This window comes from Blattabacterium cuenoti, assembly GCF_014252295.1.
Lineage (GTDB): Bacteria > Bacteroidota > Bacteroidia > Flavobacteriales > Blattabacteriaceae > Blattabacterium > Blattabacterium cuenoti_V.
The window spans coordinates 429,378-453,390 of sequence record NZ_CP059215.1; the positions used below are offsets into that span (position 1 = coordinate 429,378).

General features: G+C 25.1%; 26 protein-coding genes and 1 tRNA gene. 19 read left to right on the forward strand and 8 right to left on the reverse strand.

Annotated elements, in window-relative coordinates; all coding sequences use genetic code 11:
- Positions 1-98 precede the first annotated feature (98 nt).
- From pncB to groL, 7 genes are all read left to right on the forward strand, one after another.
- Positions 99-1,280, forward strand: a complete 1,182-nt coding sequence (pncB, locus tag H0H40_RS02125) for a nicotinate phosphoribosyltransferase (protein ID WP_185869337.1) — start codon at positions 99-101, stop codon at positions 1,278-1,280.
- 37 nt (positions 1,281-1,317) lie between these two features.
- The gene (miaB, locus tag H0H40_RS02130; protein ID WP_185868877.1) at positions 1,318-2,643 is read left to right on the forward strand and encodes a tRNA (N6-isopentenyl adenosine(37)-C2)-methylthiotransferase MiaB; all 1,326 of its coding nucleotides are present in this window, start codon (positions 1,318-1,320) and stop codon (positions 2,641-2,643) included.
- A gap of 16 nt (positions 2,644-2,659) precedes the next feature.
- Positions 2,660-3,922, forward strand: a complete 1,263-nt coding sequence (locus H0H40_RS02135) for a sigma-54 interaction domain-containing protein (RefSeq protein ID WP_185868878.1) — start codon at positions 2,660-2,662, stop codon at positions 3,920-3,922.
- The gene (locus tag H0H40_RS02140) at positions 3,912-4,397 is read left to right on the forward strand and encodes a hypothetical protein (RefSeq protein WP_185868879.1); all 486 of its coding nucleotides are present in this window, start codon (positions 3,912-3,914) and stop codon (positions 4,395-4,397) included. Before H0H40_RS02135 ends, H0H40_RS02140 begins: the two co-directional genes overlap by 11 nt.
- Before the next feature lie 3 nt (positions 4,398-4,400).
- Positions 4,401-4,646: a preprotein translocase subunit SecG gene (gene secG / locus H0H40_RS02145; protein ID WP_185868880.1), complete on the forward strand. Its 246-nt coding sequence runs from the start codon at positions 4,401-4,403 to the stop codon at positions 4,644-4,646.
- A 107-nt stretch (positions 4,647-4,753) separates the two neighbouring features.
- A complete protein-coding gene (locus tag H0H40_RS02150; RefSeq protein ID WP_185868881.1) occupies positions 4,754-5,032 on the forward strand; it encodes a co-chaperone GroES in 279 nt (92 codons plus the stop codon).
- Between the two features lie 28 nt (positions 5,033-5,060).
- Complete coding sequence (gene groL, locus H0H40_RS02155) at positions 5,061-6,704, forward strand: chaperonin GroEL (RefSeq protein WP_185868882.1); 1,644 nt, start codon at positions 5,061-5,063, stop codon at positions 6,702-6,704.
- A 61-nt stretch (positions 6,705-6,765) separates the two neighbouring features.
- On the opposite strand, the gene H0H40_RS02160 is transcribed toward groL, so the two are convergent.
- The 3 genes from H0H40_RS02160 to H0H40_RS02170 form a co-directional block, all read right to left on the reverse strand.
- A complete protein-coding gene (locus H0H40_RS02160) occupies positions 6,766-7,269 on the reverse strand; it encodes a KdsC family phosphatase (RefSeq protein ID WP_185868883.1) in 504 nt (167 codons plus the stop codon).
- Positions 7,270-7,364: 95 nt separating this feature from the next.
- Positions 7,365-7,763: a DUF3276 family protein gene (locus tag H0H40_RS02165; protein WP_185868884.1), complete on the reverse strand. Its 399-nt coding sequence runs from the start codon at positions 7,761-7,763 to the stop codon at positions 7,365-7,367.
- Positions 7,764-7,853: 90 nt separating this feature from the next.
- Positions 7,854-9,572, reverse strand: a complete 1,719-nt coding sequence (locus H0H40_RS02170) for an ABC transporter ATP-binding protein (protein ID WP_185869338.1) — start codon at positions 9,570-9,572, stop codon at positions 7,854-7,856.
- Between the two features lie 98 nt (positions 9,573-9,670).
- Between H0H40_RS02170 and nusB the strand changes: the two genes are divergently transcribed.
- The 4 genes from nusB (at position 9,671) to H0H40_RS02190 (ending at position 11,728) form a co-directional block, all read left to right on the forward strand.
- Positions 9,671-10,609, forward strand: a complete 939-nt coding sequence (gene nusB / locus H0H40_RS02175; protein ID WP_185868885.1) for a transcription antitermination factor NusB — start codon at positions 9,671-9,673, stop codon at positions 10,607-10,609.
- Positions 10,610-10,678: 69 nt separating this feature from the next.
- The gene (gene yajC / locus H0H40_RS02180) at positions 10,679-11,002 is read left to right on the forward strand and encodes a preprotein translocase subunit YajC (RefSeq protein ID WP_185868886.1); all 324 of its coding nucleotides are present in this window, start codon (positions 10,679-10,681) and stop codon (positions 11,000-11,002) included.
- Positions 10,999-11,637: a dephospho-CoA kinase gene (coaE, locus tag H0H40_RS02185; protein ID WP_185868887.1), complete on the forward strand. Its 639-nt coding sequence runs from the start codon at positions 10,999-11,001 to the stop codon at positions 11,635-11,637. Before yajC ends, coaE begins: the two co-directional genes overlap by 4 nt.
- The gene (locus H0H40_RS02190; protein ID WP_185868888.1) at positions 11,621-11,728 is read left to right on the forward strand and encodes a 30S ribosomal protein THX; all 108 of its coding nucleotides are present in this window, start codon (positions 11,621-11,623) and stop codon (positions 11,726-11,728) included. The genes coaE and H0H40_RS02190 overlap by 17 nt, the downstream gene beginning before the upstream one ends.
- Here the strand turns inward: H0H40_RS02190 and H0H40_RS02195 are convergent.
- Positions 11,725-12,435, reverse strand: a complete 711-nt coding sequence (locus tag H0H40_RS02195) for a zinc metallopeptidase (RefSeq protein WP_185868889.1) — start codon at positions 12,433-12,435, stop codon at positions 11,725-11,727. The two genes, H0H40_RS02190 and H0H40_RS02195, sit on opposite strands and share 4 nt — an antisense overlap.
- An 86-nt stretch (positions 12,436-12,521) precedes the next feature.
- On the opposite strand from H0H40_RS02195, the gene H0H40_RS02200 reads away from it, so the two are divergent.
- The gene (locus H0H40_RS02200) at positions 12,522-13,805 is read left to right on the forward strand and encodes an NAD(P)/FAD-dependent oxidoreductase (protein WP_185868890.1); all 1,284 of its coding nucleotides are present in this window, start codon (positions 12,522-12,524) and stop codon (positions 13,803-13,805) included.
- Here H0H40_RS02200 and H0H40_RS02205 read toward each other — a convergent pair.
- Together H0H40_RS02205 and H0H40_RS02210 are read right to left on the reverse strand one after the other, a co-directional pair.
- Positions 13,787-14,818: a chorismate-binding protein gene (locus H0H40_RS02205; RefSeq protein WP_317167206.1), complete on the reverse strand. Its 1,032-nt coding sequence runs from the start codon at positions 14,816-14,818 to the stop codon at positions 13,787-13,789. The two genes, H0H40_RS02200 and H0H40_RS02205, sit on opposite strands and share 19 nt — an antisense overlap.
- A 4-nt stretch (positions 14,819-14,822) precedes the next feature.
- The gene (locus H0H40_RS02210; protein WP_185868891.1) at positions 14,823-15,260 is read right to left on the reverse strand and encodes a PaaI family thioesterase; all 438 of its coding nucleotides are present in this window, start codon (positions 15,258-15,260) and stop codon (positions 14,823-14,825) included.
- A 77-nt stretch (positions 15,261-15,337) separates the two neighbouring features.
- Here H0H40_RS02210 and H0H40_RS02215 point away from each other — a divergent pair, with 77 nt between their 5' ends.
- From H0H40_RS02215 to miaA, 7 genes are all read left to right on the forward strand, one after another.
- On the forward strand, positions 15,338-15,874 hold the full coding sequence (locus H0H40_RS02215; RefSeq protein ID WP_185868892.1) for an isopentenyl-diphosphate Delta-isomerase: 537 nt from the start codon (positions 15,338-15,340) through the stop codon (positions 15,872-15,874).
- A 28-nt stretch (positions 15,875-15,902) separates the two neighbouring features.
- Entirely contained in the window at positions 15,903-16,316 is a 414-nt protein-coding gene (locus H0H40_RS02220; RefSeq protein ID WP_185868893.1) for a 6-pyruvoyl trahydropterin synthase family protein, read from the forward strand.
- A complete protein-coding gene (gene gcvT, locus H0H40_RS02225) occupies positions 16,303-17,412 on the forward strand; it encodes a glycine cleavage system aminomethyltransferase GcvT (RefSeq protein WP_185868894.1) in 1,110 nt (369 codons plus the stop codon). The genes H0H40_RS02220 and gcvT overlap by 14 nt, the downstream gene beginning before the upstream one ends.
- A gap of 132 nt (positions 17,413-17,544) precedes the next feature.
- Positions 17,545-18,783 (forward strand): MATE family efflux transporter, encoded by a 1,239-nt coding sequence (locus H0H40_RS02230; protein ID WP_238785701.1) that lies wholly within the window; start codon positions 17,545-17,547, stop codon positions 18,781-18,783.
- Positions 18,784-18,887: 104 nt separating this feature from the next.
- Positions 18,888-20,549 carry a DEAD/DEAH box helicase gene (locus H0H40_RS02235; RefSeq protein ID WP_185868895.1) on the forward strand — a complete coding sequence of 554 codons (1,662 nt, stop codon included), beginning with the start codon at positions 18,888-18,890 and terminating at the stop codon, positions 20,547-20,549.
- A 2-nt stretch (positions 20,550-20,551) separates the two neighbouring features.
- The gene (gene aroC / locus H0H40_RS02240; RefSeq protein WP_185868896.1) at positions 20,552-21,631 is read left to right on the forward strand and encodes a chorismate synthase; all 1,080 of its coding nucleotides are present in this window, start codon (positions 20,552-20,554) and stop codon (positions 21,629-21,631) included.
- 1 nt (position 21,632) lies between these two features.
- The gene (miaA, locus tag H0H40_RS02245) at positions 21,633-22,598 is read left to right on the forward strand and encodes a tRNA (adenosine(37)-N6)-dimethylallyltransferase MiaA (RefSeq protein WP_185869341.1); all 966 of its coding nucleotides are present in this window, start codon (positions 21,633-21,635) and stop codon (positions 22,596-22,598) included.
- On the opposite strand, the gene H0H40_RS02250 is transcribed toward miaA, so the two are convergent.
- Positions 22,558-22,633: transfer RNA gene (locus H0H40_RS02250), tRNA-Val, on the reverse strand. The two genes, miaA and H0H40_RS02250, sit on opposite strands and share 41 nt — an antisense overlap.
- 60 nt (positions 22,634-22,693) lie before the next feature.
- Positions 22,694-23,941, reverse strand: coding sequence for a bifunctional folylpolyglutamate synthase/dihydrofolate synthase (locus H0H40_RS02255; RefSeq protein WP_185868897.1), 1,248 nt, complete (start codon positions 23,939-23,941; stop codon positions 22,694-22,696).
- Between the last annotated feature and the right edge of the window lie 72 nt (positions 23,942-24,013).

Below are 24,013 nucleotides of genomic sequence, written 5' to 3' on the forward strand. Positions count from 1 at the left end.
GAAATATTTTTTCTAAAAAATATGATTTATTTATTAAATATAGAAATTTTCCATTTTTTATATTAAATTAAAAATTTTTCATGTTTATTTCTAAAGTAATGTTTTTAAAAAATAATTTTTCTATCATTTCATCATTATTAGATAATGATTTTTATAAATTTACTATGCAAAACGCTGTCATTAAATTGTTCCCATTTGCAAAAGCAAAATATGAGTTTATCAACAGGGGGAACCATTCTTTTCCAGAAAATTTTTCCAAAATACTCAAAGAATCCTTAAATAAAATGTCTCATTTAAAATTGTCGAAAGAAGAAAGAACTTATTTAGAAAAATACTGTCCCTATTTAGATTCTTCTTATCTAGATTTTTTAAATCAATATCAATATAATCCAAAAGAAGTAAATATATATCAGAAAGGGAAAAATATAAAAATGGACATAGAGGGATTATGGAGCAGAACTATTTTATGGGAAGTTCCTTTAATGGCTATTATTTCTGAATTGTATTATAAACTAGCAGGAATAAAACGTATATCTGATAAGAAAATAGTTTTTTTAACTAAGAAAAAACTTAAGGAATATAAAAAACTAAAAGTTAAAATAGGAGAATATGGAACAAGAAGAAGATATTCTTACCAAGTTCATAAACTAGTGTTAAAAATATTAATAGATGAAGGAGCTCCTTTTTTTGTTGGTAGCAGCAATGTACACCTATCTCATATTTTTTCAATTAAACCAATAGGAACTAAAGGACATGAATGGATTATGTTTCATGGATCAAAATATGGATTGAATACAGCAGATCGAATAGCTATGGAAAATTGGTTAAATATTTATAAAGGAAATTTAGGAATAGCTTTATCTGATACATATACATCTTCAGTTTTTTTTAAAAATTTTAACGAAAAACTTTCCAATTCTTTTAAAGGTATTAGACATGACAGTGGGGATCCTATCCTTTTTGCTAAAGAAGCAATCAAACATTATCAAAAATTTAAAATAAACCCTATCAAAAAAGAAATTATATTTTCTGATAATCTTAATCCATATAAAGTCTCTTATATTTCCTCTTTTTGTAAAGAAAAAATTAATCCTTTTTTCGGAATAGGTACAAATTTCACTAATGATGTAGGAGTTCCTTCCATGAACATGGTTATAAAAATGGTTGAATCTTTTCCAAAAAAAAATTGGATTTCAGTAGTTAAATTATCCAATGTTAAAGAAAAATCAACTGGAAAAAAAAATATGATTTTCTTAGCAAGAAAAATTCTTCATTTATGACATTTTGTCATTTTTATATTTAATAAATTACATGATAATGGAAAAAAATCAAAAAAAATTGAATAAAAGTTTTTATATAGAAAATTATGGATGTCAAATGAATATATCAGATAGTGAAATCGTTACATCTATTCTATTAGATAATAAATTCATACTGTCCGATAATTTAGAAAATGCAAATATAATATTACTTAATTCTTGTTCTGTTCGAGAAAAAGCAGAATTAAGTATAAAAAAAAGATTAGAAGAATTAAAATTTCTTAAAAAGAAAAAAGAAACTATATTTGGTATTATAGGATGTTTATCAAAACAGTCTAGAGATTTTCTTTTACAAGAAAAAAAAATAAATTTTTTTGTAAATCCTAATTCTTACAAAGAATTACCTAATTTTATTCTATATGCTATATCTAATAAAAAATATTTTCCTTCAAAAAGTTTTCAAACAAAAGAAACATATACAGATATAAATCCATTTTATGGAAAAAAGAAAATCACAACTTTTTTAAGTATTACTAGAGGATGTAACAACATGTGTACATTTTGTATAGTTCCCTTTACAAGGGGAAGAGAAAAAAATACTGATCCATATTATATAATTGAAGAATGCAAAAGATTATATAAAAATGGATATAAGGAAGTAACTCTTTTAGGACAAAATGTTGATTCCTATCTTTGGAAGAAGATCGATTTTTCTTATTTGTTAGATTTCTTAGCACAAGAAGTACCTCTAATGAGAATAAGATTTTCTACATCTAATCCTCATGATATGTCAGATAAAGTGTTAAAAATAATTTCTAAACATTCAAATATTTGTAAACATATTCATCTACCAGTTCAATCTGGAAGTAATAAAATACTGAAACTAATGAACAGAAAATATACCAGAGAAGAATATCTTTCTTTGATTAAAAAAATTAGAAAGATAATTCCTGAATGTTCTATATCACATGATATCATGACTGGATTTTGTAATGAAGATGAAGAAGATCATAAATATACTATTGATTTAATGAATAAAATTCAATATAATTATGGTTATATGTTTTCCTATTCTCCTAGACCTGGTACTTATGCATACAGAAGATTAAAAGATAATGTTCCTCAACATGTAAAAAAGAACCGTTTAAGTGAAATTATAGAATTGCAAAAAAAACATTCGTTCTTTCGTATGAAAGAATATTTAGGAAAAGTACAAGAAGTTTTAATAGAAGGTGAATCTAAAAAAAATGATAAACATTGGTATGGAAGAAATACACAAAATTTAGTTGTAGTCTTTCCAAAAAAATTATCTAAAATAGGAGATATTGTATTTGTAAAAATTATAGAAAACACCTCCGCTACTTTAATCGGAAAAATTTCTTAAAAAAAAGATGTAAAAAATGGAATTTATCCAAAATATAAAACAAAAGTTTGGAATCGTTGGATATGATTATGCATTACATCGAGCATTAGAAAAAGCAATTCAAGTAGCTCCTACGGATATTTCTGTATTAGTTCTTGGAGAAAGTGGAGTAGGAAAAGAATTTATACCAAAAATTATTCATCAATTTTCTTCTAGAAAACATCATTCTTATATTGCTGTAAATTGTGGAGCTATTCCAGAAGGAACAATTGATAGTGAACTATTTGGGCATGAAAAAGGCTCTTTTACAGGAGCTACAAGTATGAGGAAAGGTTATTTTGAAGGAGCTAATGGAGGAACCATATTTTTGGATGAAGTAGGAGAACTACCTTTAACAACACAAGTTCGTCTTCTTAGAGTATTGGAATCGGGAGAATTCATAAAAGTGGGTTCCTCTAAAATTCAAAAAACTAATATAAGAATTGTTGCTGCAACCAATCTAAACATGATAGAATCTATACAGAAAGGAAAATTTAGAGAAGATTTATATTATAGACTTAATACAGTACAAATTAATGTACCTTCTTTACGTTTTCGTAAAGATGATATTAAACTTTTATTCAAAAAATTTTCTAATGATTTTGCAGAAAAATATCATATGCCATCTATTACTCTTACTCAAGAATCTTTAAAATATCTAGAAAATTATTCTTGGCCGGGAAATATAAGACAGCTAAAAAATCTTACAGAGCAAATTTCTGTGGTAGAAAAAAATCGTGAAGTTTCTGTAGAAAAATTAAAAGAATATATTCCAGAAAATGTTCCTTCTATATCATGTTCTTATTCTAAGAATGAAACTTTTTTTCAAGGACTTTCTAGAGAAAGAGATTTTTTGTATAAAATTTTATTTGATATGAAGAAAAATTTAAATAATTTAAAAAATATTACTTTTCAATTAATTAAAAATCACGAAAACACGAGGTTTATAGAAAAAAATCAAGAACTCATGGAAAAAGTTTTTGGTAAAATGATTCATAATAATATAAATAATTCCATTTTTCAATTAGAAGAAACTCCTAATCCATTATCATCATCTTCGGATGATTTAGATTACGAAGAAGTAGAGGATAATTCATCTAAATTATCAAATGATTTATCTTCTTTTTCTTTACAAAAAAAGGAAATAGAGTTTATTCAAAAAACTTTAAAAAAAAATAATGGAAAAAGAAGAAAAACAGCTAAAGAATTAGGAATTTCAGAAAGAACATTGTATAGAAAAATTAAACAATATGGCTTATAATAAAATATATTTTTTTTTAATTTTCATTTTTTTTGCAATAAATTCTTGTTATCATCCTTCTACATATCCATTTATTGATTCAAAGAAGAGAATAGAAATAGGAAAATTTTCGGAAAAAATAAAAATACCTAGAAGGTCCATTGCTTTTGATTTTAAAAAAAATATGGAGGAGTATATTCTGAATAAAAATCCATATTCTTTAGCAATAAGAAATGGAGATGTAATTTTAGAAGGAGAATTTTTGGAATGTATTATTATTCCAATAGGAGGTTCTCATTTGAAAAAAATTCAGATAAAAGCAAAAATATATTACAGAGATCGTTTTGATCCAGATCAAAGTTGGGAGAAACATTTTTTGATATCAGAAAAATTTTATCATAAAAAGGAACTTTTTTTAAAAAAATCTATTGATAGAATTATAGAAAAACTTACGATTCAAGTATATCATGAAATATTCAAAGAAAATAAGAATTAGTAAATGAGGACTATTCCTATAATATTTGGATTTTTTATTATTGTAAAATGTCTTTTTCTTATATTAGTTATATTAATACAAACACCTAAAAAAGAAAATATTAATCAATCATTTATGGAAAAAAATTCCAGATTTTTTGGAATTAAGAGGACAAATACATTTCTAGAAAATTTGACTTGGTTTTTATCCGTTATCATATTCTTTTTAATTTTGTTATTTAATTTTTTTCTAAAATTGAATGTGTCATAATGACACTTAATATCACTTAAGTGAAAAAAGTTATATAATTTTTTATTTGGCATGTTTTTGGCTTTTTTACGTTTTAGTGTCGTAAAACTATAAAATTATTTAAAATTATGATGGAAGTAAAGATTAAACCTTTAGCGGATCGTGTCCTCGTACAACCTGATCCCGCTGAAACAAAAACAGCTTCAGGAATAATAATTCCTGATACTGCAAAAGAAAAACCACAAAAAGGAATTATAATAGCAGTAGGAAAAGGTAAAAAAAATGAACCGATGATTCTAAAAGAAGGAGATAGGGTTTTATATGGAAAATATTCTGGAACAGAACTGAAATGGGAAGGAGAAGAATATCTTATTATGCGAGAATCTGACGTAATAGCTATCATATAATTTATTTGTTTAAAAAAATTAAAAAATTATGGCAAAAGATATTAAATTTGATATTGAAGCAAGAGATAAACTAAAAAAAGGAGTAGATGCATTAGCTAATGCAGTAAAAGTTACTCTAGGACCAAAAGGTCGTAATGTTGTATTACAAAAATCATTCGGGGGACCTCAAGTTACTAAAGATGGTGTTACTGTTGCTAAAGAGATTGAATTAGAAGATCCTATAGAAAATCTAGGAGCTCAAATGGTTAAAGAAGTCGCTTCCAAAACAAATGACGTAGCTGGAGATGGAACTACAACCGCAACTGTTTTAGCTCAAGCTATTGTTAGAGAAGGATTAAAAAATGTAGCAGCTGGAGCTAATCCAATGGATTTAAAAAGAGGAATAGATAAAGCTTTAGAATCTGTAATTATAGATTTAAGAAAACAATCTAGAGAAGTAGGAGGAAATACAGAAAAAATAAAGCAGGTAGCTTCTATTTCTGCGAATAATGATGAAAAAACTGGAGCTTTGATAGCTGATGCTTTCGAAAAAGTAGGAAAAGAGGGGGTTATCACAGTAGAAGAAGCAAAGGGAACAGATACATCTGTTGATGTTGTTGAAGGAATGCAATTTGATAGAGGTTATCAGTCTCCATACTTTGTTACAAATACTGAGAAAATGATAACTGAATTTGACCAACCTAAAATTTTGTTATCTGATAAAAAAATAGCGGCAATGAAAGATTTGTTGCCTATATTAGAACCTGTAGCACAGTCTGGAAAACCACTTCTTATTATTTCTGAAGAAGTGGAAGGAGAAGCTTTAGCAACATTAGTAGTCAATAAAATACGTGGAACTTTAAAAGTTGCTGCTATAAAAGCTCCTGGATTCGGAGATAGAAGAAAATCAATGTTGGAAGACATCGCTATTTTAACAGGAGGAACCGTTATTTCTGAAGAAACAGGAAGTAAATTGGAGGATGTAAAATTGAATATGCTAGGTAAAGCAGAAAGAGTAATAGTAGACAAAGACAATACTACTATTGTTAATGGAGGAGGAAATAAAAAAGATATAAGAGCAAGAGTAGAGCAAATTAAAGCACAAATAGAATCAACTACATCAGATTATGATAAAGAAAAATTGCAAGAACGTCTTGCGAAATTAGCAGGAGGAGTTGCAGTTCTTTATGTTGGAGCTGCTTCTGAAGTGGAAATGAAAGAGAAAAAGGATCGTGTAGATGATGCTTTAAACGCTACAAGGGCTGCAGTAGAAGAAGGAATAGTAGCTGGAGGTGGAGTTGCTTTAGTTCGTTCTATTAACTCTTTAAATAATTTAAGAGGAGAAAATTCAGATCAAGATACTGGAATACAAATAGTAAGAAGATCATTAGAAGAACCTTTACGTCAAATTGTAGCTAATGCAGGTGGAGAAGGATCCGTTGTTGTTGCTAAAGTAGCAGAAGGAAAAGGAGATTATGGATATGATGCAAAAATTGGAGAATATAAAAATATGATAGTAGAAGGTATTATAGATCCTACTAAAGTAGCTAGAGTTGCATTAGAGAATGCAGCTTCAGTATCTGGAATGTTATTGACAACTGAATGTGTTGTGACAGAAATTAAAAAAGATGAACCTAATTCTGGTCCTCCAATGCCAGGATCTGGAGGAGGTGGAATGGGAGGAATGATGTAAAATGTAATAAAGAAAAAAAAATAGTGTCTAAAAAGACACTATTTTTTTTGAAAGTTAGTTTTTAACTAAACCAATTATTTTGTACTTTTAAAGTTTTCTCAATAACATCTCTTACGCATCCTTTCCCTCCTTTTTTTGGAGAAATATATTTAGATATATTTTTAACTTCTTGAACGGCATCTATTGGAGAACAAGGTAAGGCAACAGATTCCATAATCTCAATATCCGGGAGATCATCTCCCATATAAAGAACTTTTTTTTTCGAAATATTTTGAATATCACAATATTCGTCTAAATATTTCTTTTTATTATTAACTCCCTGATAAACATAACGAATATTTAAACCTCTTAAACGTCGAAATACCATTAAATCTGAACATCTTGTAATAATACATAAATTATACCCCTTTTTTTTCGCCAATTGCATAGCAAAACCATCTTTAGCAAACATTTGACGAACCATATTTCCATCTGGAAATAAATTTAAAGTACAATTTGTTAATACTCCATCTACATCAAATATAAAAGTATTAATATCATTCATTATATCCATATAGTTTCTCATATCTATTTTATCATCTACTTAGTAAATTTAATACTAAAAAAAATTTCTGTTCGAATTAAACAAAATAAATATAAAAACTGTATAAATAACTATGTTTAAATATCCTCAAAGTTAATATTTGTAAAATCTTTTACATTCGACGTTTTTTTTGGAACATCTTTAATTTCTTGATTATGACTGTATGTTGTGTGATTTTTAAAATCTTTCTGATGACGTTCAGAAATAACTTCTCTTCCTTTCTCGTTAATAATAAATCGGATCATATCATCAAGTATACTTTGGAATTTAGAAAAGTCTTCTTTATACAAATATATTTTGTGTTTTTTATAAGTTATTTCTCCTGTTTCAGAAAAATTTTTTTTACTTTCAGTAATTGTTAAATAATAATCACCAGCTCTAGTTTCTCTAGCATCGAAAAAATACGTACGACTGCCAGTTTTTAGTGTTTTTGAACAAATTTCATTTCTTTCTTTGATATTTTCTTTTTCGTCCATTTCAAAATGTATTATATATTATAATAAAATAAAGCAAATCTAAATAAAAAAAATATAGAATGATTATTCGAATCAAATTTTTTTAAAATTTTACAATAAAATATTATGATATTCTATTTTTGATATTTTTCCTTTTTTTAAAACAATAAATAAATCAAAATCAGATATATAAGAAGTATCATGAGTAATAATAATAATAGTACTGTTTCTCATTTCTTTCTTTAGATAATGAATAATTAATTTTCTATTTTTCTGATCTATAGCAGAAAAGCTATCATCAAATATAAGAATTTTAGGATTTCTTATAATAGCTCTTGCTATACATATTCTTTGTTTTTGTCCTCCAGATAAAGTAATTCCTCTTTCTCCTATAATTGTATCATATCCATTTTTAAAATTTAAAATATCATTTTCAATCATAGCTTTTCTTGCAGCTTCATATACCTTATACGAAGAAACTTTTTCTATACTTCCTAAAGCTATATTATTATAAATTGAATCTGAAAAAAGAAAAGATTCTTGAGGAACATAACCTATATTTTTTCTAAAATCATATAAATTATGATTTCTTAAAGACAAATTATCTATTAATATATCTCCATCATTAGGATCATACAAACGAGAAATTAATCTTCCTACAGTTGTCTTTCCAGACCCTGTTTCTCCTGTTAAAATCAAAGTCTTTCCTCTCATAAGTGTAAAAGAAATATCACTAATTGCATCAATAACATTTTTTGTTTTATAATAAATGAAACTAACATTTTTAAATTGAACTTTTCCAAAAATTTTTGTTCTCACCAAATTATTATTAATGATTTCAGGTTCTTCATTTAAGAATTCATTTATACGAATTTGTGATACCTTAGCTCTTTCAGCAATAGAAACAACCCACCCTAATATGATAAAAGGAAAAATTAATACATTAATGTATGTAAAAAATTCAGCAATGGTTCCTATATCTTTTATTTCTCCTTCAAAATATTTCTTTCCTCCTAAAAAAATAATTAATAAATGACTTATTCCTATAAAGAATAGGATAACAGAATATAAAATAGTATCTATTTTTGCTAATTCTATATTTTTTATTTGATATTCCCGTATAATTTTATTATGTTTTTTTTGAAAAAAAGACTCTGCAACAAATGATTTGACAATATGAATACCAGAAAAAGTTTCTTGAATAAAAGAACAAACAATAGATTGGTAATTCTGAACTTCATGACTTTTCCTAGTAATGAAAATACTTATATAATAAACAAGAATAAAAAGAATAGGAATAGGTAATATCACATAAAAAGTAAGAGATTTATTAATTCTTAACATTTGCACAAGAACCATGAAAAAAAGAATAATAAGATTAACAAAATACATTATACCAGGACCTATATATTGCCTTATAAAAGAAACATCTTCTGTTAATCTGTTCATTAAATCACCTGTTGAATTTTTTTTATAAAAAGACAAACTCAATTTTTGATAATGTAAAAAAATTTCATTCTTTATATCAAATTCTATCATCCTGGATGTTGTTATAATACACTGCCTCATTTGATATTTAACAAATCCTCCAATAATTGGAACTATTAATATAATGCTTGCATAAACACAAATTTCTCTTTTCAAAGAAAGAGAATATGATGTGTTTGAAATACTGATAAAAAGATTGTTAATTGCATTAACAGATTTTCCTATATAAGGTATAGGAAGTAAAGTTAAAATATTTGATATGAAAATCAATAAAAAACCTATACATAAACGTAATTTGTATCTTTGACAATATTTTTTGCTAAAAGCAAACAAACCATTCATATGATACACAAAAATACAAACTTTTTAAGTTTAATTATTTATTTATATAATTGCAAAAAATATTGTTGTATATAAAAAATTAACATCATTGAACAAAAATGTCAATAAGACGACACTTTAGAATAAGAAGTTTACAATTTTTATATGCTCAATACTTATCTAAAGTAGATTCAAACAAAGTTGAAGAAAATATGATTCAAAGTATTGAAGAATTGCATGACTTATATATTTCTCTTCTTTGTTTAATATTAAAAATTAGAGAAAACGCTATAAATGTAAAAAAAAATGTCTGTACTAAAATCAATATTGATCCTATACAAAAATTTGCATATAACTCTGTTATAAAAATACTCTCTCACAACAAATATTTAATAGAAAAATATAGGTCTACAGAAAAAACTGGAATAATTTTTTGGGAAAAACAAGATAGATACATTTTTCTTTTATTACAAGAGATGCAACAATCAATTTTATGTCACAAATATTTTTATAAACCTTGTAATTCTTTTGAAGAAGAAAAAAAATTTATAATAAAATACTATAAAAACATTATTATTCCCAACAAAAAATTAATAACATACATAGAAGACTTATATATTAATGGAAAAGAAAATTTATATATAGCTCACAACATGGTTTGCAAAACTTTACAACATATAAAACATTCAACTTCTCCAAACTTTAAATTATATAACATTTATAACAAAAATAATGAAAACAAAAAATTTATTATTGATTTATATAGGAATACAATTTTTCACAAAAATGAATTTAACGATTTGATTAACAATACATCAAATAACTGGGATGTAAAAAGAATAGCAATCATAGACTTAATTATATTACAAATGGCTATTTGTGAATTCTTATATTTTCCAAATATTCCTCCAAAAGCTACTATGAACGAATATATAGAAATTACAAAAATATTTTGTATGGAAAAAAGTAAAATTTTTATTAATGGGATTTTAGACCAAATATTCAAATTTTTACATAAAAAAAATAAAATATTTAAAGTAGGAAAAGGTCTTTTGTAAATAACAGTGTAATGAAAATACTTTAATAATCTGTAATTTAAATTTAACTATCTTATTAATATTACTTGTATGTTTTTTTTATTGCAACAAAATTCTATTGCAAATACCGTTTTGATGTTTGCATTGATTTTCATTATATTTTATTTTTTTATGATTCGTCCTCAAATACGAAAACAAAAAATTGAAAAAAAATTTCAGGATAATTTAAAAAAAGGAAATTATATAGTAACAAATGCAGGAATACATGGAAAAATCGTAGAAGTTGCAGATAATTTTTATATTTTAGAAATTATTACAGGAAAAATAAAACTCGAAAAAAGTACAGTGTCCAAGGATTTAACACAATTACGTTATAATGAAAATATTCAAAATAAAAAAATTGAAAAAAAATGAAATTTTTATTGATAGGAGTAACAGGAAAAATGGGAGTTGGAAAAAGTTTATTTTCTTCTTTTTTAAAAAAAAAAGGAATTCCTGTTTACTCTTCAGATGAAAGAGGAAAAATATTAATGAATCAAACAGAAATTATAAAAAAAAACATTATTAAACATTTTGGAAATAATTCTTATAAAGAAAAAAAAATTAATAAAACTTATTTATCTAACATTGTATTTCAAAATCCTAATGCACTAAAATTGCTATGTTCTATTGTACATCCTTGGATTTCCGTAGATTTTAAAAAATGGATTTTTTCTATACGGGGAAAATTTTTTTATCTTATTAAAGAATCTGCTCTCTTATTTGAGAGTAAAAGTTATAAAGAATGTGATCATGTTATTACAATAACTTCACCTGTAGAAGAAATGATTAGTAGAGTCATAAAAAGAGATAACTTAAATGAATATCAGATTGTAAATCGTCTAAAAAATCAAATGTCTAACAAAAAAAGAAAAGAAAAATCTTCTCTTTTTATTGAGAACAATTCATCTGTAAATTACTTGAAAAAAAAATCAGATGAAATTCACAATTTATTCATTGATCTATACAAAAATCAAGATATACAAAAAAAATATGGGAAAAGGAGATAAAAAAACTAAGAAAGGAAAAATAAGAAAAAAAACTTATGGTAACATCCGTCCAAAACCAAGAAATGCAAAAAAAAAGAAAAAAAATAATTAAAATTTTTCATTTTTTTTACCTACGCTTGTAAAAAGAGATAAAAAATATATTAATTGAGCTAAACTTCCTAAAGCAGAAATTATATAAGTCATTGCTGCCCACCTCAAAGATTCTTTCGCTTTATTGTACTCTTGATAGTTTACTACATTATTTTTTTTCATCCAATTTAAAGCTCTTTTGCTAGCATCGAACTCTATTGGTAAAGTTAGAAAATAAAAAATGACAATGAATAAAAATAATCCTATTCCTATTTTGAGGATAATAGAATTTTTTCCTCCTGAACTATAAAAAATAGTTAACCCATACATTATAGCAGCACTAGTAAAATTTGAACTGAAATTAAGAATTAGTATTAAATGATTCCGTAATTTCAATAAATTATAACCTAATTTATGTTGTAAAGCATGACCACATTCATGAGCTGCTACTGCTACAGAAGCGGCATTTCTTCCATTATACACTGTTTCACTTAAATTTATTGTTTTATTTAAAGGATTATAATGGTCTACCAAATTTTCTTTACCTTCTATTAAAAGTACATTTACGTCAAAAATTCCGTTTTCTTTTAACATTCTCTCTGCTACTTCTTTTCCACTCATACAAGAGTGTAAATGAAATTTAGAAAATGATCGAAATTTACTTTTTAAAATAAAATTAGCGATAACACTGACTAGAAAAGTTGATCCTACAATAAAATAGTAATTCATAAGAACCTATTTTTAAAACAAAAATATTAATTTATTAATTAAAATGAAAATATATATAAATTAGCTTACGTGTCAAATTTTTGATTATGAATATTCCAACAATAAGTAATCTAAAAAGAGTTGTTATTATTGGAGCTGGATTTGCTGGGTTGCAAGTAGCAAAAAAATTAAGAAGAGACAAATTTCAAGTTGTTCTTATAGATAAAAATAATTATCATACTTTTCAACCATTATTATATCAAGTTGCAACAGCTGGATTAGAACCAGATTCTATAGCACATTCTATTAGAAATGTTATTAAAAAAACAAAAAACTTTTTTTTTAGACTAGCTAATGTTCATTATATCAATACAGAAAAACAAAAAATATATACTAATGTAGGAGATTTGCATTATGATTATTTAATAATATCTACAGGATCTGTTACTAACTATTTTGGAAATAATAACATTGAATCTTTTTCATTGCCAATGAAATCAATTCCAGAAGCTCTAAATCTTAGAAGTGTTATTTTGCAAGATTTTGAATCTTCTTTGTTAATAAAAGATTCTAAAGAAAGAGAAAGACTTATGACTTTTGTGATTGTCGGTGGAGGTCCTACTGGTGTAGAATTAGCTGGAGCTTTAGCCGAAATGAAAAAATATATTCTTCCACATGACTACCCTGATTTAGACATTCAATCTATGAACATTCATTTATTACAAGCTACTACAAGATTATTAGATGGAATGTCTGAAGAATCTGCAAAACAAGCTTATAAAAGTTTGAAAGAATTAGGAGTTACCATTTGGTTAAATTGTTTAGTCAAAGACTATGATGGAAAAATAGTTTTTATGGAAAAAGACAAAAAAATAGAATCTTCTAATGTTATATGGGCAGCCGGGGTAAAAGGAGCTATTATAAAAGGTTTTTTAAAAGAAGATATAATGGGACATAGAATTTTAGTAGATGATTATCTTAAAACAATAAGATATGAAAATATTTTTGCTATTGGAGATGTAGCTTATATGAAATCTTATCCTAACGGTCATCCTATGACAGCTCAACCTGCTATTCAACAAGGAAATTATTTATCTGAAAATTTTAATCGTTGTTCATCATATCAAAAAAATCCTTTTATTTATAAAAATTTAGGTTCTATGGCTACCATTGGTAGAAACAAGGCTGTATGTGATTTCCCTTATTTTAAATTAAAAGGTTTTTTAGCATGGATTATATGGATGTTTGTTCATTTAGTTAGTTTAGTTGGATTTAGAAATAGAGTAATAGCTTTAACAAATTGGATTATTCAATATTTTCATTATAATAAAAGTGTACGTTTAATCATAAGACCATATCATAGAAGAAAAAATCATTTAAAAAAAAGTTGAGAAAAAATATTTTGTACTTTTTTTTCTGTTTCTATATATTCTATATTTATATCACTATCTACAGTAATTCCACTACCAGCGTATAAAGTAATTTCTTTTTTTTTTTCTTGAATTCTTGCACATCTCAAATGAAGATATAACTCCATGTTTTTTTTATTTACAATACCAATATATCCTGTATAAAAACTCCTTTCATATCCTTCATATTTTTGAATAAAATCTAAAGATTCTTTTTTGGGGTAACCACAAATAGAAGGAGTTGGATATAAGCGATCTAATATTTCATAATAATTAGGATTTTCCAAAAAAGAAAAAGAAATATTAGTTTTTAAATGTCTTAAGGATCCCATTTTTATGGATTCTATCCTTCCTAAAAAAAGGGATCCTTTATAGGATTTTAATAAATGAACCATGTATTCTGTTACAATTTTATGTTCTTCCATCTCTTTCTTTGTCCATTTATTATTCCCCCAAATAGTTCCTGCTAAAGATACAGTTTGAAATTTTTTTTTACGAGATTTCATTAGTAATTCTGGGGAACATCCTATCCAAAATCCATGATGGATATCATACCATAAACTGATAAAAGCATTTGGATAAGAAAAAATTAAATTTTGAAAAGTTTTTTTAAAATCAAAATTATGAAAAGAAATTTTTATAGATCTGGATAAAACTACTTTTTTAAAGTATCCTTTCTGAATTTTTTCTACTGATTTTTTTAGTAAATTTTTGTATTCTATAGAATGAATTAAGTTAGGACGATTATTAGTTTCTATAAAGCAATTTTTTTGTATAATAAATGCACAATAAATTTTTTTCGGAACTATTTTTATAGTATAATCACGATTAAAATCTTGAATTAAAAAAAAATTATCCTTATTAGAATCAGAGTTAGAATCAGAATAAAGGAATATCTTATTTTCATAAGGCTTCCTAAAAATAACAAATTTATTTTTTTCCCAATAATTTTTTATGATTTTTTTGTACAAAGAAAAAATACTGATTTTTTTCAAAATATTATTTTCTTTTTTTTTTAATTATAATATTGGTCATTTTACAAAAACTAATAATGTTGTTTTTTTCATTAAAAACTGTTATTTGAATAACATGTAAAGTTTTTCCTTTATGAAAAATTTTAGCTTTAGCGAATAACATTCCTTTTTTAATAGATCGAACATGGTTTGCAGAAATTTCAATATTAAAAACTTTTTCATTTTCTTGTTCTTTTATATTCATAAAAGATAAAGAACTTCCAACGCTTTCTGCAAAAGCTACTGTTGCTCCTCCATGTAAATAACCGAAAGGTTGAAGAATTTTATAGCTTATTGGCATTTTTGCTATTAAAAAATCTATTTTTGGAGATAAAAAAATAAATTTAATAAACATTTCATTCATCAATGTATCTTTTTTTAAACTATTCAATTTTTTTAATAATTTTTTAGTTTTTTCTTCCATAAATAAAGGTAATCATTCGATGAGTTTTTTAATTCATATTAAAAAAAACTTGTGAAACAATTAACGAACAGGAAAAAATGAAAAATAAAATAGAAGATAATCATTTTACTCCTATACCTATAATAGGAGAAAAAAATAAAATTGTTGGATTTGAAAAAAAAGAAAAAATTCATTCAGAAGGTCTTTTCCATAGGGCTGTTTCTATATTCATTTTTAATAAAAAAAATGATTTAATGTTACAAAAAAGATCTTCAATAAAATACCATTCATCTTTACTTTGGTCTAATACATGTTGCAGTCATCCTAGAAAAAATGAATCAGTATTAATAGCGGCACATCGTTGTTTAATAGGAGAAATGGGATTTGATTGTTTTTTAGAACAAAAATTTTGTTTTACTTATTATGAAGTTCTTAACAATGGGTTAATAGAAAATGAATTAGATCATGTTTTTGTAGGTTTTTATGAAAAATCTCCTGTTATAAATTATAAAGAAGTTGAAGATTGGAAATGGAGATCGTTAAATAAATTGGTGGAAGATATTCATCTTTGTCCAAATTCTTATACAATTTGGTTGAAAATAATTCTTAAAAATTATATTAATAAATTAAATTAAACATTTTAATTTTTTAAAGTTAAAATTTATGAAAGTAACCATAAGCAGAAAAGGTCATTTTAGCGCTGCTCATAGACTTTATAATGGGCATTGGAATTTTCAAAAAAATATAGAAGTATTCGGAAAATGTGCATATTATCATGGACATAACTATAAATATGTAGTTAGTATAACGGGTGAAGTTGATGTTAAAACAGGATTTGTGTTTAATTTGCAAAAATTAAAAGATCTTCTTTTTGAAGAAATAGAAGAATTTTTTGATCATAAAAATATTAATTTAGACTTAAAGGAATTTACCTCTATAAATCCCACAGCAGAAAATATTGTTATTTTTATGTGGAATAAGATAAATAAGAGTATATCTAAGATAACTTCTTATTCATGTTTAAAAATAATTTTATACGAAACGGAAAATAATTTTGTTGAATATGACGGAAAATAATTTAAAAAAAACAATTTTATATAAAAACCACCTAATTTTAGGTGCTAAAATGGTAGATTATTCTGGATTTTATATGCCTCTTCAATACACTTCTTCTTTAAGAGAACATATTTCAGTAAGAAATAAAGCTGGTATTTTTGATGTAAGTCATATGGGAAAATTTATTTTAAATGGAAAAAATTCCATGAATCTTATTCAGTATTTAACTATAAACGATTTATCCAAAATAAATATAGGACAAGCTCAGTATAATTGCTTTATTAATGAAAATGGAGGTATTATAGATGATTTAGTAATTTATAAAATTTCTGAAAAAAAACTATTGCTTATAGTTAATGCAGCTAATATTGAAAAAAATAAAAAATGGATAAATTATCATATTAAAAAAAATTGTTATTCTGATATCGAGTTTCTTGATTTTTCTCAAGAGTATTCTTTATTAGCAATTCAAGGTCCATATTCATTATCTTATATTCAAAAATTAACTAATGTTTCACTACATAAAATTCCTTTTTATCATTTTGAAATAGGTGATTTTGCAGGAATAAAAAAAGTATTTATCTCTTGTACAGGATATACAGGATCTAAGGGAGTTGAAATTTATGTTTCTAATAAACATGTAGAAAAAATATGGAATAAAATTATAGAAATAAATGAAATGATTCCATGTGGAATAGCAAGCAGAGATTCATTAAGGTTAGAAATGGGATATCGTTTATATGGACAAGATCTTTGTGAAAAGATAACTCCTATAGAAGCTGGATTGTCTTGGATTACTAAATTTGAAAAAAAATTTATAGCAAAAGATATATTGCAAATACAAAAAATAAAAGGAAATCATAAGAAATTTATATCTTTTCTTGTGGAAGAAAAAGGAAAAATTCCAAGAACAGGGTATTCATTAACGGATAAATATAACAATGTTATTGGAAATGTTACTTCTGGTACTTTTTCTCCAATTTTAAAAAAAGGAATAGGATTAGGGTATTTATGGGATAATCATCAAAAAATAAGTCCCTTATTTATTTCAATAAGAGGGAAAAGAATATCTATTAAAATAGTAAAATTGCCTTTTATCGAAGTCAATAATAATTAATACATCTTAAATATTAGTTTTATCAAAGAAAAGGAGACATATTTAAAACATATTAAAAAAAATCTTTTACTATCTGTTCCTATATTTTTTACTCAATTAGGAGTGATATTTATAGGTCTTTCTGATAATATTATGATAGGTTTTTTGGGAAAAAACGCTTTAGCTTCAGTTTCATTGGCTAATTCTGTTTTTTTTATTATAGTTATTTTTGGATTGGGAATATCAACTGCCATTTCTTCTTTAACAGCATCCATAGATGCCAAACAAGAATATAAAAAAGGAGCTATCATTTTTTGTCATGGATTAATTATAAATCTTTTTTTATCCATATTTATGTATGGAATAACTTATGCATTTTCCTATATTTTTCCATATTTAGGACAACCTAAAGAAATATTGAATGAAACTATATCTTTTTTAAAGATAATAGCTATTTCTTTTATTCCATGGATGATATTTGAAGTTTTTAGAAAATTTTCGGAAGGATTATCTTTGGTAATACCAAGTCTTATAGTTACTTGGACTTCCGCTTTGATTAACATAATATTAAATTATATATTTCTTAATGGAATTTGTTCCTTTCCAAAATTAGGATCTATAGGTGTCGCTTATTCCACTCTTATTTCTCGGATTATTATGTTAATAGGAATTTTAATTTTATTATATAGATATAAAAAAATATCTTATTATTACAACTGTCTTCGTTTTAAATATTTTTTTTTGAAAAAAAAATACTTAAAAGAAATCCTCAAAATAGGAATTCCTTCTGGATTACATATGTTATTTGAAATGAGTGCTTTTTCTATTTCTTCTTTTATATCAGGAAGATGTGGAATTAAGGTTTTAGCAGCTCATCAAATAGTTATTAGTTTAGTTTCTTCTACTTTCTTGCTAAGTACAGGTCTTTCTGCAGCAGCTACAGTAAGGATAGGAAATCAATTTGCTTTAAAAAATTATTCTGAACTAAGAAAAGTGGGAACATCTATTCTTTTTATGGGGTTTATTTTCATGTTAATCTGTAGTACTTTATTTTTTTTCTTTCGAAAAAATATTCCTTACTTTTATATAAAAAACGATCATGAAGTTGTACTAATTGCAGAAAAAATGATTTTAATTGCCAGTTTTTTTCAATTATCTGATGGCTTACAAGGTATTATTCTTGGAGCTTTAAGAGGATTGCAAGATGTTCATATTCCCATGTGGATTAGTTTTTTTTCTTATTGCATTATTGCTTTACCTTCGGCTTGGTTATTTTCTATGAAAATAGGAGGACAAGGGATTTGGATAGGATTAGGGTTAGGTCTTACTATATCAGCTATGTTACTTTTTATAAGGTATGAAATTATCACTAAAAATTTACAAAATAAATAACTAATATTCAACTAACTAATTACAGTTGATAATAATTATCTATATTTGTTAGTATAAGTTAAGTAAACTATTCAAAATGCTGTTTTTAACCATTCTTTTTTTTTATGAAAAAAACATTTAAAGAATACAATTTTTTTAACAGTAGTATCCTTAAAGCTTTGGAAAAAATTGGATTTCAATACCCTACTCCTATACAGGAAAAAATTATTCCATTATTATTATCCTTAGGAGAAGAAGAAGAAAGAGATGTTATAGCATTATCTCAAACAGGAACTGGAAAAACTGCAGCTTTTGGATTGCCAATTATACAAAAAATAGATTACAATATAACTAATCCTCAAGCTTTTGTTTTATGTCCCACTAGAGAGCTTTGTATACAGATTACTCGTGATCTATGTCGTTTTTCTAAGTTTTTATCATCAATTAAAATTATTTCTCTATATGGTGGAGTAAATATAGATTCTCAAATTAAATTATTAAAAAATAAAACACATATTATAATAGGAACTCCTGGTAGAGTTATTGATTTGATAAAAAGAAAAGAATTGCATCTTGCAAAGATTAAATATTTAATTCTTGATGAAGCTGATGAAATGTTAAATATGGGGTTCAAAGAGGAATTAGATTACATAATAAAAATGTTGCCAAAAAAGAGACAAAGTCTTCTTTTTTCAGCTACAATGTCTAAATATATGAACGTCATTGCACATACCTATTTAACAGATCCTTTAGAAATAATTACAGGAAAAAAAAATATTGGAGCAGATGATGTAAAACATATATATTATATGGTTAATCATATAAGTAAAAAGTATTTAGCTCTCAAAAGAATTGTAGATATCAATCCTGGTATTTATGGAATTATATTTTGTAGTACAAAGAAAGAAACTAAAGAAATAGCTGAATATCTAATTAAAGATGGTTATAATGCTGATGCTTTATACGGAGATCTTTCACAAACACAACGTGAATTAGTAATGAATAAATTCAGAAATAAAAATTTACAATTTTTAGTTGCAACGGATGTTGCTGCTCGTGGAATAGATATTCATAATATAACTCACGTAATTAATTATAACCTTCCAAAAGAAAGCGATATTTATGTGCATAGAAGTGGTAGAACTGGAAGAGCCGGAAAATCAGGAATTTCCATATCTATAATACAAACTAAAGAAAGTAAAAATTTAAAAGAATTTGAAAGAAAAATAGGAAAAAATTTCGACCGTATTATGGTTCCTAGTGGAAAAGAAATATGTGAAAAGCAACTTTTCTATTTTATAGAAAAAGTAAAAAAGGTAGTTGTAGATGAAAAACTAATAAATAATTTTCTTCCTGGAATACAAAAAAATTTAGAATTCTTTGATAAAGAGGAATTAATAAAACGTTTTTCTTGGATTGAGTTTAATCGATTTATAAATTATTATAAAAATTCTAAGGATATAAATCCTATTCACAATAATAGGAATAATAATTTTAGGAATAATAATTTTAGGAAAAAAATTCTATCCAGGTCCAAAAAATTCAAAAAAGAATCTTTTTCAAAATTATTTTTGAATAGAGGATTCAAAGATAATTTGACAAAAATGGGATTAATTAATTTGATTAATCAAGCTGTTAATGATTCACGTATCCATATTGGACATATAGAAATTTTATCGAATTCTTCTTTGTTTGAAGTAGAAAAACGTTTTAGAAAAAAAATATTAATAGGTATGAGCAGAATAAATCACCTAGGAAGACCTATTAATATAGAAATTAAAAATTAAATATGGCAGGAAATATTTTCGGTAATTTATTTAGAATAAGCACTTTTGGAGAAAGTCATGGAGTAGCGTTAGGAGGTGTTATTGATGGATGCCCTTCAGGATTAGAATTAAATTTAGAGGAAATTCAATATGAACTAAATCGAAGAAAACCGGGTCAATCATCTATAGTAACTCCAAGAAATGAACCAGATAAAGTAAATTTTTTATCTGGAATCTTTGAAAATAAAACAACAGGAACTCCTATTGGTTTTATTGTTTATAACAAAGATCAAAAATCTGATGATTATAAACATATTCAAGATATTTATCGTCCATCTCATTCAGATTTTACATACGAAAGTAAATATGGAATTAGAGATTATAGAGGAGGAGGTCGTTCTTCTGCAAGGGAAACGATATGTAGAGTTGTAGCTGGATCTATAGCGAAACAATTAATAAAAGATATAAAAATTACATCCTATGTTTCTTCTGTAGGAGAAATATCAGTTAAAAAATCTTATCAGGAATTAGATTTATCTAGAGAATCAATAGAAAAATATTCTATAAGATGCCCTGATTCATCTGTTGCTAAAGAAATGATATATAAAATTAATAAAATAAAAAGTAAAGGAGATACAATAGGGGGAACAATTACTTGTATAATAGAGAATGTACCAAAAGGTATAGGAGAACCTGTTTTTAGTAAATTACATTCAGAATTAGGAAAAGCAATGCTTTCAATTAATGCAGTAAAAGGATTTGAATATGGAAGCGGATTCAATGGAACTCAACTAACTGGATCTCAACATAATGATCTTTTTTATAATAAAAGTGGAAAAACTAAAACGAATTTATCCGGTGGAATACAAGGAGGAATATCAAATGGAATGGATATTTATTTTAGAATAGCTTTCAAGCCTGTAGCTACAATAATGCAAAAACAAAAAACTCTAGATAAATATGGTAATTTTGTCCTTATGGAAGGAAAAGGTAGACATGATCCTTGTGTTTTACCACGCGCTATTCCTATTGTAGAATCAATGACTGCATTAGTTTTAGCTGATTATTGGATGTATGCGAAATTATCTAAATTAAATAGATAAGTTGAATAAGAAATCTATTATTTTTATATTAGGACCAACATGTGTAGGAAAAACTGAAATTTCCTTATTTTTAGCTAAAAAACTAGAAACCGAAATTTTATCTTGTGATTCTAGACAATTTTATAAAGAACTAAGAATAGGAACTTCTATGCCTACTTTAGAAGAACTTTCTAGTATCCCTCATCATTTTATAGGGCATTTAAGCATTCATCATGTTTATAATGCTAAATTATTTGAAATAGACTGTTTAAAAAAAATTAATAAATTATTTAAAAAAAAATCTATTTTAATTATAGTTGGGGGATCTGGTTTATATGAAAAAGCTATAACAGAAGGGTTATCAACCCTACCTAAAATAGATTCAAGCATTAGAAATAATTTGATTTTTCATTTTAAAAAAAATGGAATATCTTTTTTACATGAAGAATTTAAAAAAATTCAATTAAAAATAAAGGATAAAGAGAATAAATCTATAATAGATATTTATAACCCTATTCGTTTAATCCGATATTTAGAAATAGTAAAATCTACAGGACATCATCCTTCATTTTTTTTTGAAAAAAAACCAAAAAAAAGAAATTTTTTTGTATTTAAAATAGGATTGATTATTCCTAGAAATGAAATCTATTATAGAATAAATAATAGAGTAGAAAATATGATGAAAAAAGGATTGTTAGATGAAGCAAAGGTATATTATTGTCATAGAAATTTAAATAGTTTACAAACTATAGGTTATAAAGAACTTTTTGAGCTTTTTTCCAGGTCCGAAGAAAAAATTTGTTTGAATGAAACTATAGAAAAAATAAAAATAAATACTAGGAGATATGCTAAAAGACAGTTAACCTGGTACAGAAAAGATCCTTCTATCATATGGTTCAATCCAAAAGAAAAAAATAAGATTTTTGATTTTATTTTAAAAAAAATAGTGGGCAATACTGGATTTGAACCAGTGACCTCCTGCTTGTAAAACAGATGCTCTAAACCAAACTGAGCTAATTGCCCTTTCCTTCCATTCATTATATTGCAATATATCCATATCTTTTCAAATGTAAGAAAAAATTTTTATATTAATATTAATACTTCAGAAACAACAAAAGTGCTTCCACTAATTAAAATTAAATCATTTTTTGATGCTGTTCTTTTAGCAGAAAAAAAAGCATTTTTTACAGAATGAAAAAAATTTATTTTCCTACGATCTTGAAATATTTGATAAACCAATATTTTCAAATCACAAATGGGAAATTTTCTTTCAATTTTAGGTTGGCAAAAATAATAAAAAGATTGAATAGGAAAATATTTTAATAATTTTTCTACTTTTTTCTCTTTAACGAAACCTAAAACTAAATGCAATTTATTATAAGATTCTTTTTTCAGTTGATGATTAATCATACAAATACCCTCTTCATTATGAGCTATATCGCAAATAATTTTTGGATAATTTTTTTGTAAAATTTGCCAACGACCTTTCAAATGTGTATTCTTTATTACATTTTGTAAACCTTTTTTTATAGATTGATTAGATATAACAATATTTTTTCTATCATGTAGAATATTTACAGTTGTTAATACAATATTTTTATTTAAATCTTGATAATCTGCTTCAAAAGGAATTTTGTATTTGAAATCTTCCTTTTTTTTTATAGAAAAATAAATAGGTGCATTTTTTTTCAAAGCTTCTTTAAGAAAAAGAATTTTTATATCCTTTGATATTTTTCTTCCTATTATTACTGATACGTTTTTTTTGATTATTCCTGCTTTTTCTGATGCAATTTTTAATTTACTATTTCCAAGTATTTCTGTATGATCTATGCTAACATTTGTTATTACAGATATTTCTGGAATAATAAGATTAGTAGAATCTAATCTTCCTCCCAATCCAACTTCAATAATTGCGATATTAACTTTTATTTCTTTAAAATATTGAAAAGCTAAAGCTGTATTCATTTCAAAAAATGAAATTTTTTCTTTTTCTATAAATTGTTGATTTTTTTTAATGAAATCAACAATAAAATCTTTTTCTATTAAAATTCCATTACAGGTAATTCTCTCTCTGAAATCTATTAAATGAGGAGAAGTAAATAATCCAATTTTATATTTTTCTTCTTGTAGAATAGAAGATAACATATGAACTGTAGATCCTTTCCCATTTGTTCCACCCACATGAATACTTTTAAAATGATTTTGAGGATTCCCTAAATGAAAACAAAAATTTTCTATTCTTTTTAGACCTGGTTTATATGATTTCAATCCTGATGTTTGATAAATTGGAAGACGTTCAAAAATCCATTGTACAGTTTCTAAATAATTCAAGATCCAATTATTAAAAATAATACAGCAAAAATATATTTTTTTCAAAAAATTAATTATATTCGCATTAGAATT

Coding starts and splice junctions, on each gene's coding strand:
- H0H40_RS02235 (WP_185868895.1), top strand. CDS start 18,888: ATGAAAAAAACATTTAAAGAATACAATTTTTTTAACAGTAGTATCCTT.
- groL (WP_185868882.1), top strand. CDS start 5,061: ATGGCAAAAGATATTAAATTTGATATTGAAGCAAGAGATAAACTAAAA.
- pncB (WP_185869337.1), top strand. CDS start 99: ATGTTTTTAAAAAATAATTTTTCTATCATTTCATCATTATTAGATAAT.
- H0H40_RS02190 (WP_185868888.1), top strand. CDS start 11,621: ATGGGAAAAGGAGATAAAAAAACTAAGAAAGGAAAAATAAGAAAAAAA.
- H0H40_RS02210 (WP_185868891.1), bottom strand. CDS start 15,260: ATGGAAGAAAAAACTAAAAAATTATTAAAAAAATTGAATAGTTTAAAA.
- H0H40_RS02165 (WP_185868884.1), bottom strand. CDS start 7,763: ATGGACGAAAAAGAAAATATCAAAGAAAGAAATGAAATTTGTTCAAAA.
- gcvT (WP_185868894.1), top strand. CDS start 16,303: ATGACGGAAAATAATTTAAAAAAAACAATTTTATATAAAAACCACCTA.
- H0H40_RS02150 (WP_185868881.1), top strand. CDS start 4,754: ATGATGGAAGTAAAGATTAAACCTTTAGCGGATCGTGTCCTCGTACAA.
- nusB (WP_185868885.1), top strand. CDS start 9,671: ATGTCAATAAGACGACACTTTAGAATAAGAAGTTTACAATTTTTATAT.
- H0H40_RS02230 (WP_238785701.1), top strand. CDS start 17,545: ATGATAGGTTTTTTGGGAAAAAACGCTTTAGCTTCAGTTTCATTGGCT.
- H0H40_RS02220 (WP_185868893.1), top strand. CDS start 15,903: ATGAAAGTAACCATAAGCAGAAAAGGTCATTTTAGCGCTGCTCATAGA.
- miaB (WP_185868877.1), top strand. CDS start 1,318: ATGGAAAAAAATCAAAAAAAATTGAATAAAAGTTTTTATATAGAAAAT.
- H0H40_RS02170 (WP_185869338.1), bottom strand. CDS start 9,572: ATGAATGGTTTGTTTGCTTTTAGCAAAAAATATTGTCAAAGATACAAA.
- H0H40_RS02140 (WP_185868879.1), top strand. CDS start 3,912: ATGGCTTATAATAAAATATATTTTTTTTTAATTTTCATTTTTTTTGCA.
- yajC (WP_185868886.1), top strand. CDS start 10,679: ATGTTTTTTTTATTGCAACAAAATTCTATTGCAAATACCGTTTTGATG.
- H0H40_RS02135 (WP_185868878.1), top strand. CDS start 2,660: ATGGAATTTATCCAAAATATAAAACAAAAGTTTGGAATCGTTGGATAT.
- H0H40_RS02200 (WP_185868890.1), top strand. CDS start 12,522: ATGAATATTCCAACAATAAGTAATCTAAAAAGAGTTGTTATTATTGGA.
- H0H40_RS02160 (WP_185868883.1), bottom strand. CDS start 7,269: ATGAGAAACTATATGGATATAATGAATGATATTAATACTTTTATATTT.
- aroC (WP_185868896.1), top strand. CDS start 20,552: ATGGCAGGAAATATTTTCGGTAATTTATTTAGAATAAGCACTTTTGGA.
- H0H40_RS02215 (WP_185868892.1), top strand. CDS start 15,338: ATGAAAAATAAAATAGAAGATAATCATTTTACTCCTATACCTATAATA.
- H0H40_RS02195 (WP_185868889.1), bottom strand. CDS start 12,435: ATGAATTACTATTTTATTGTAGGATCAACTTTTCTAGTCAGTGTTATC.
- secG (WP_185868880.1), top strand. CDS start 4,401: ATGAGGACTATTCCTATAATATTTGGATTTTTTATTATTGTAAAATGT.
- coaE (WP_185868887.1), top strand. CDS start 10,999: ATGAAATTTTTATTGATAGGAGTAACAGGAAAAATGGGAGTTGGAAAA.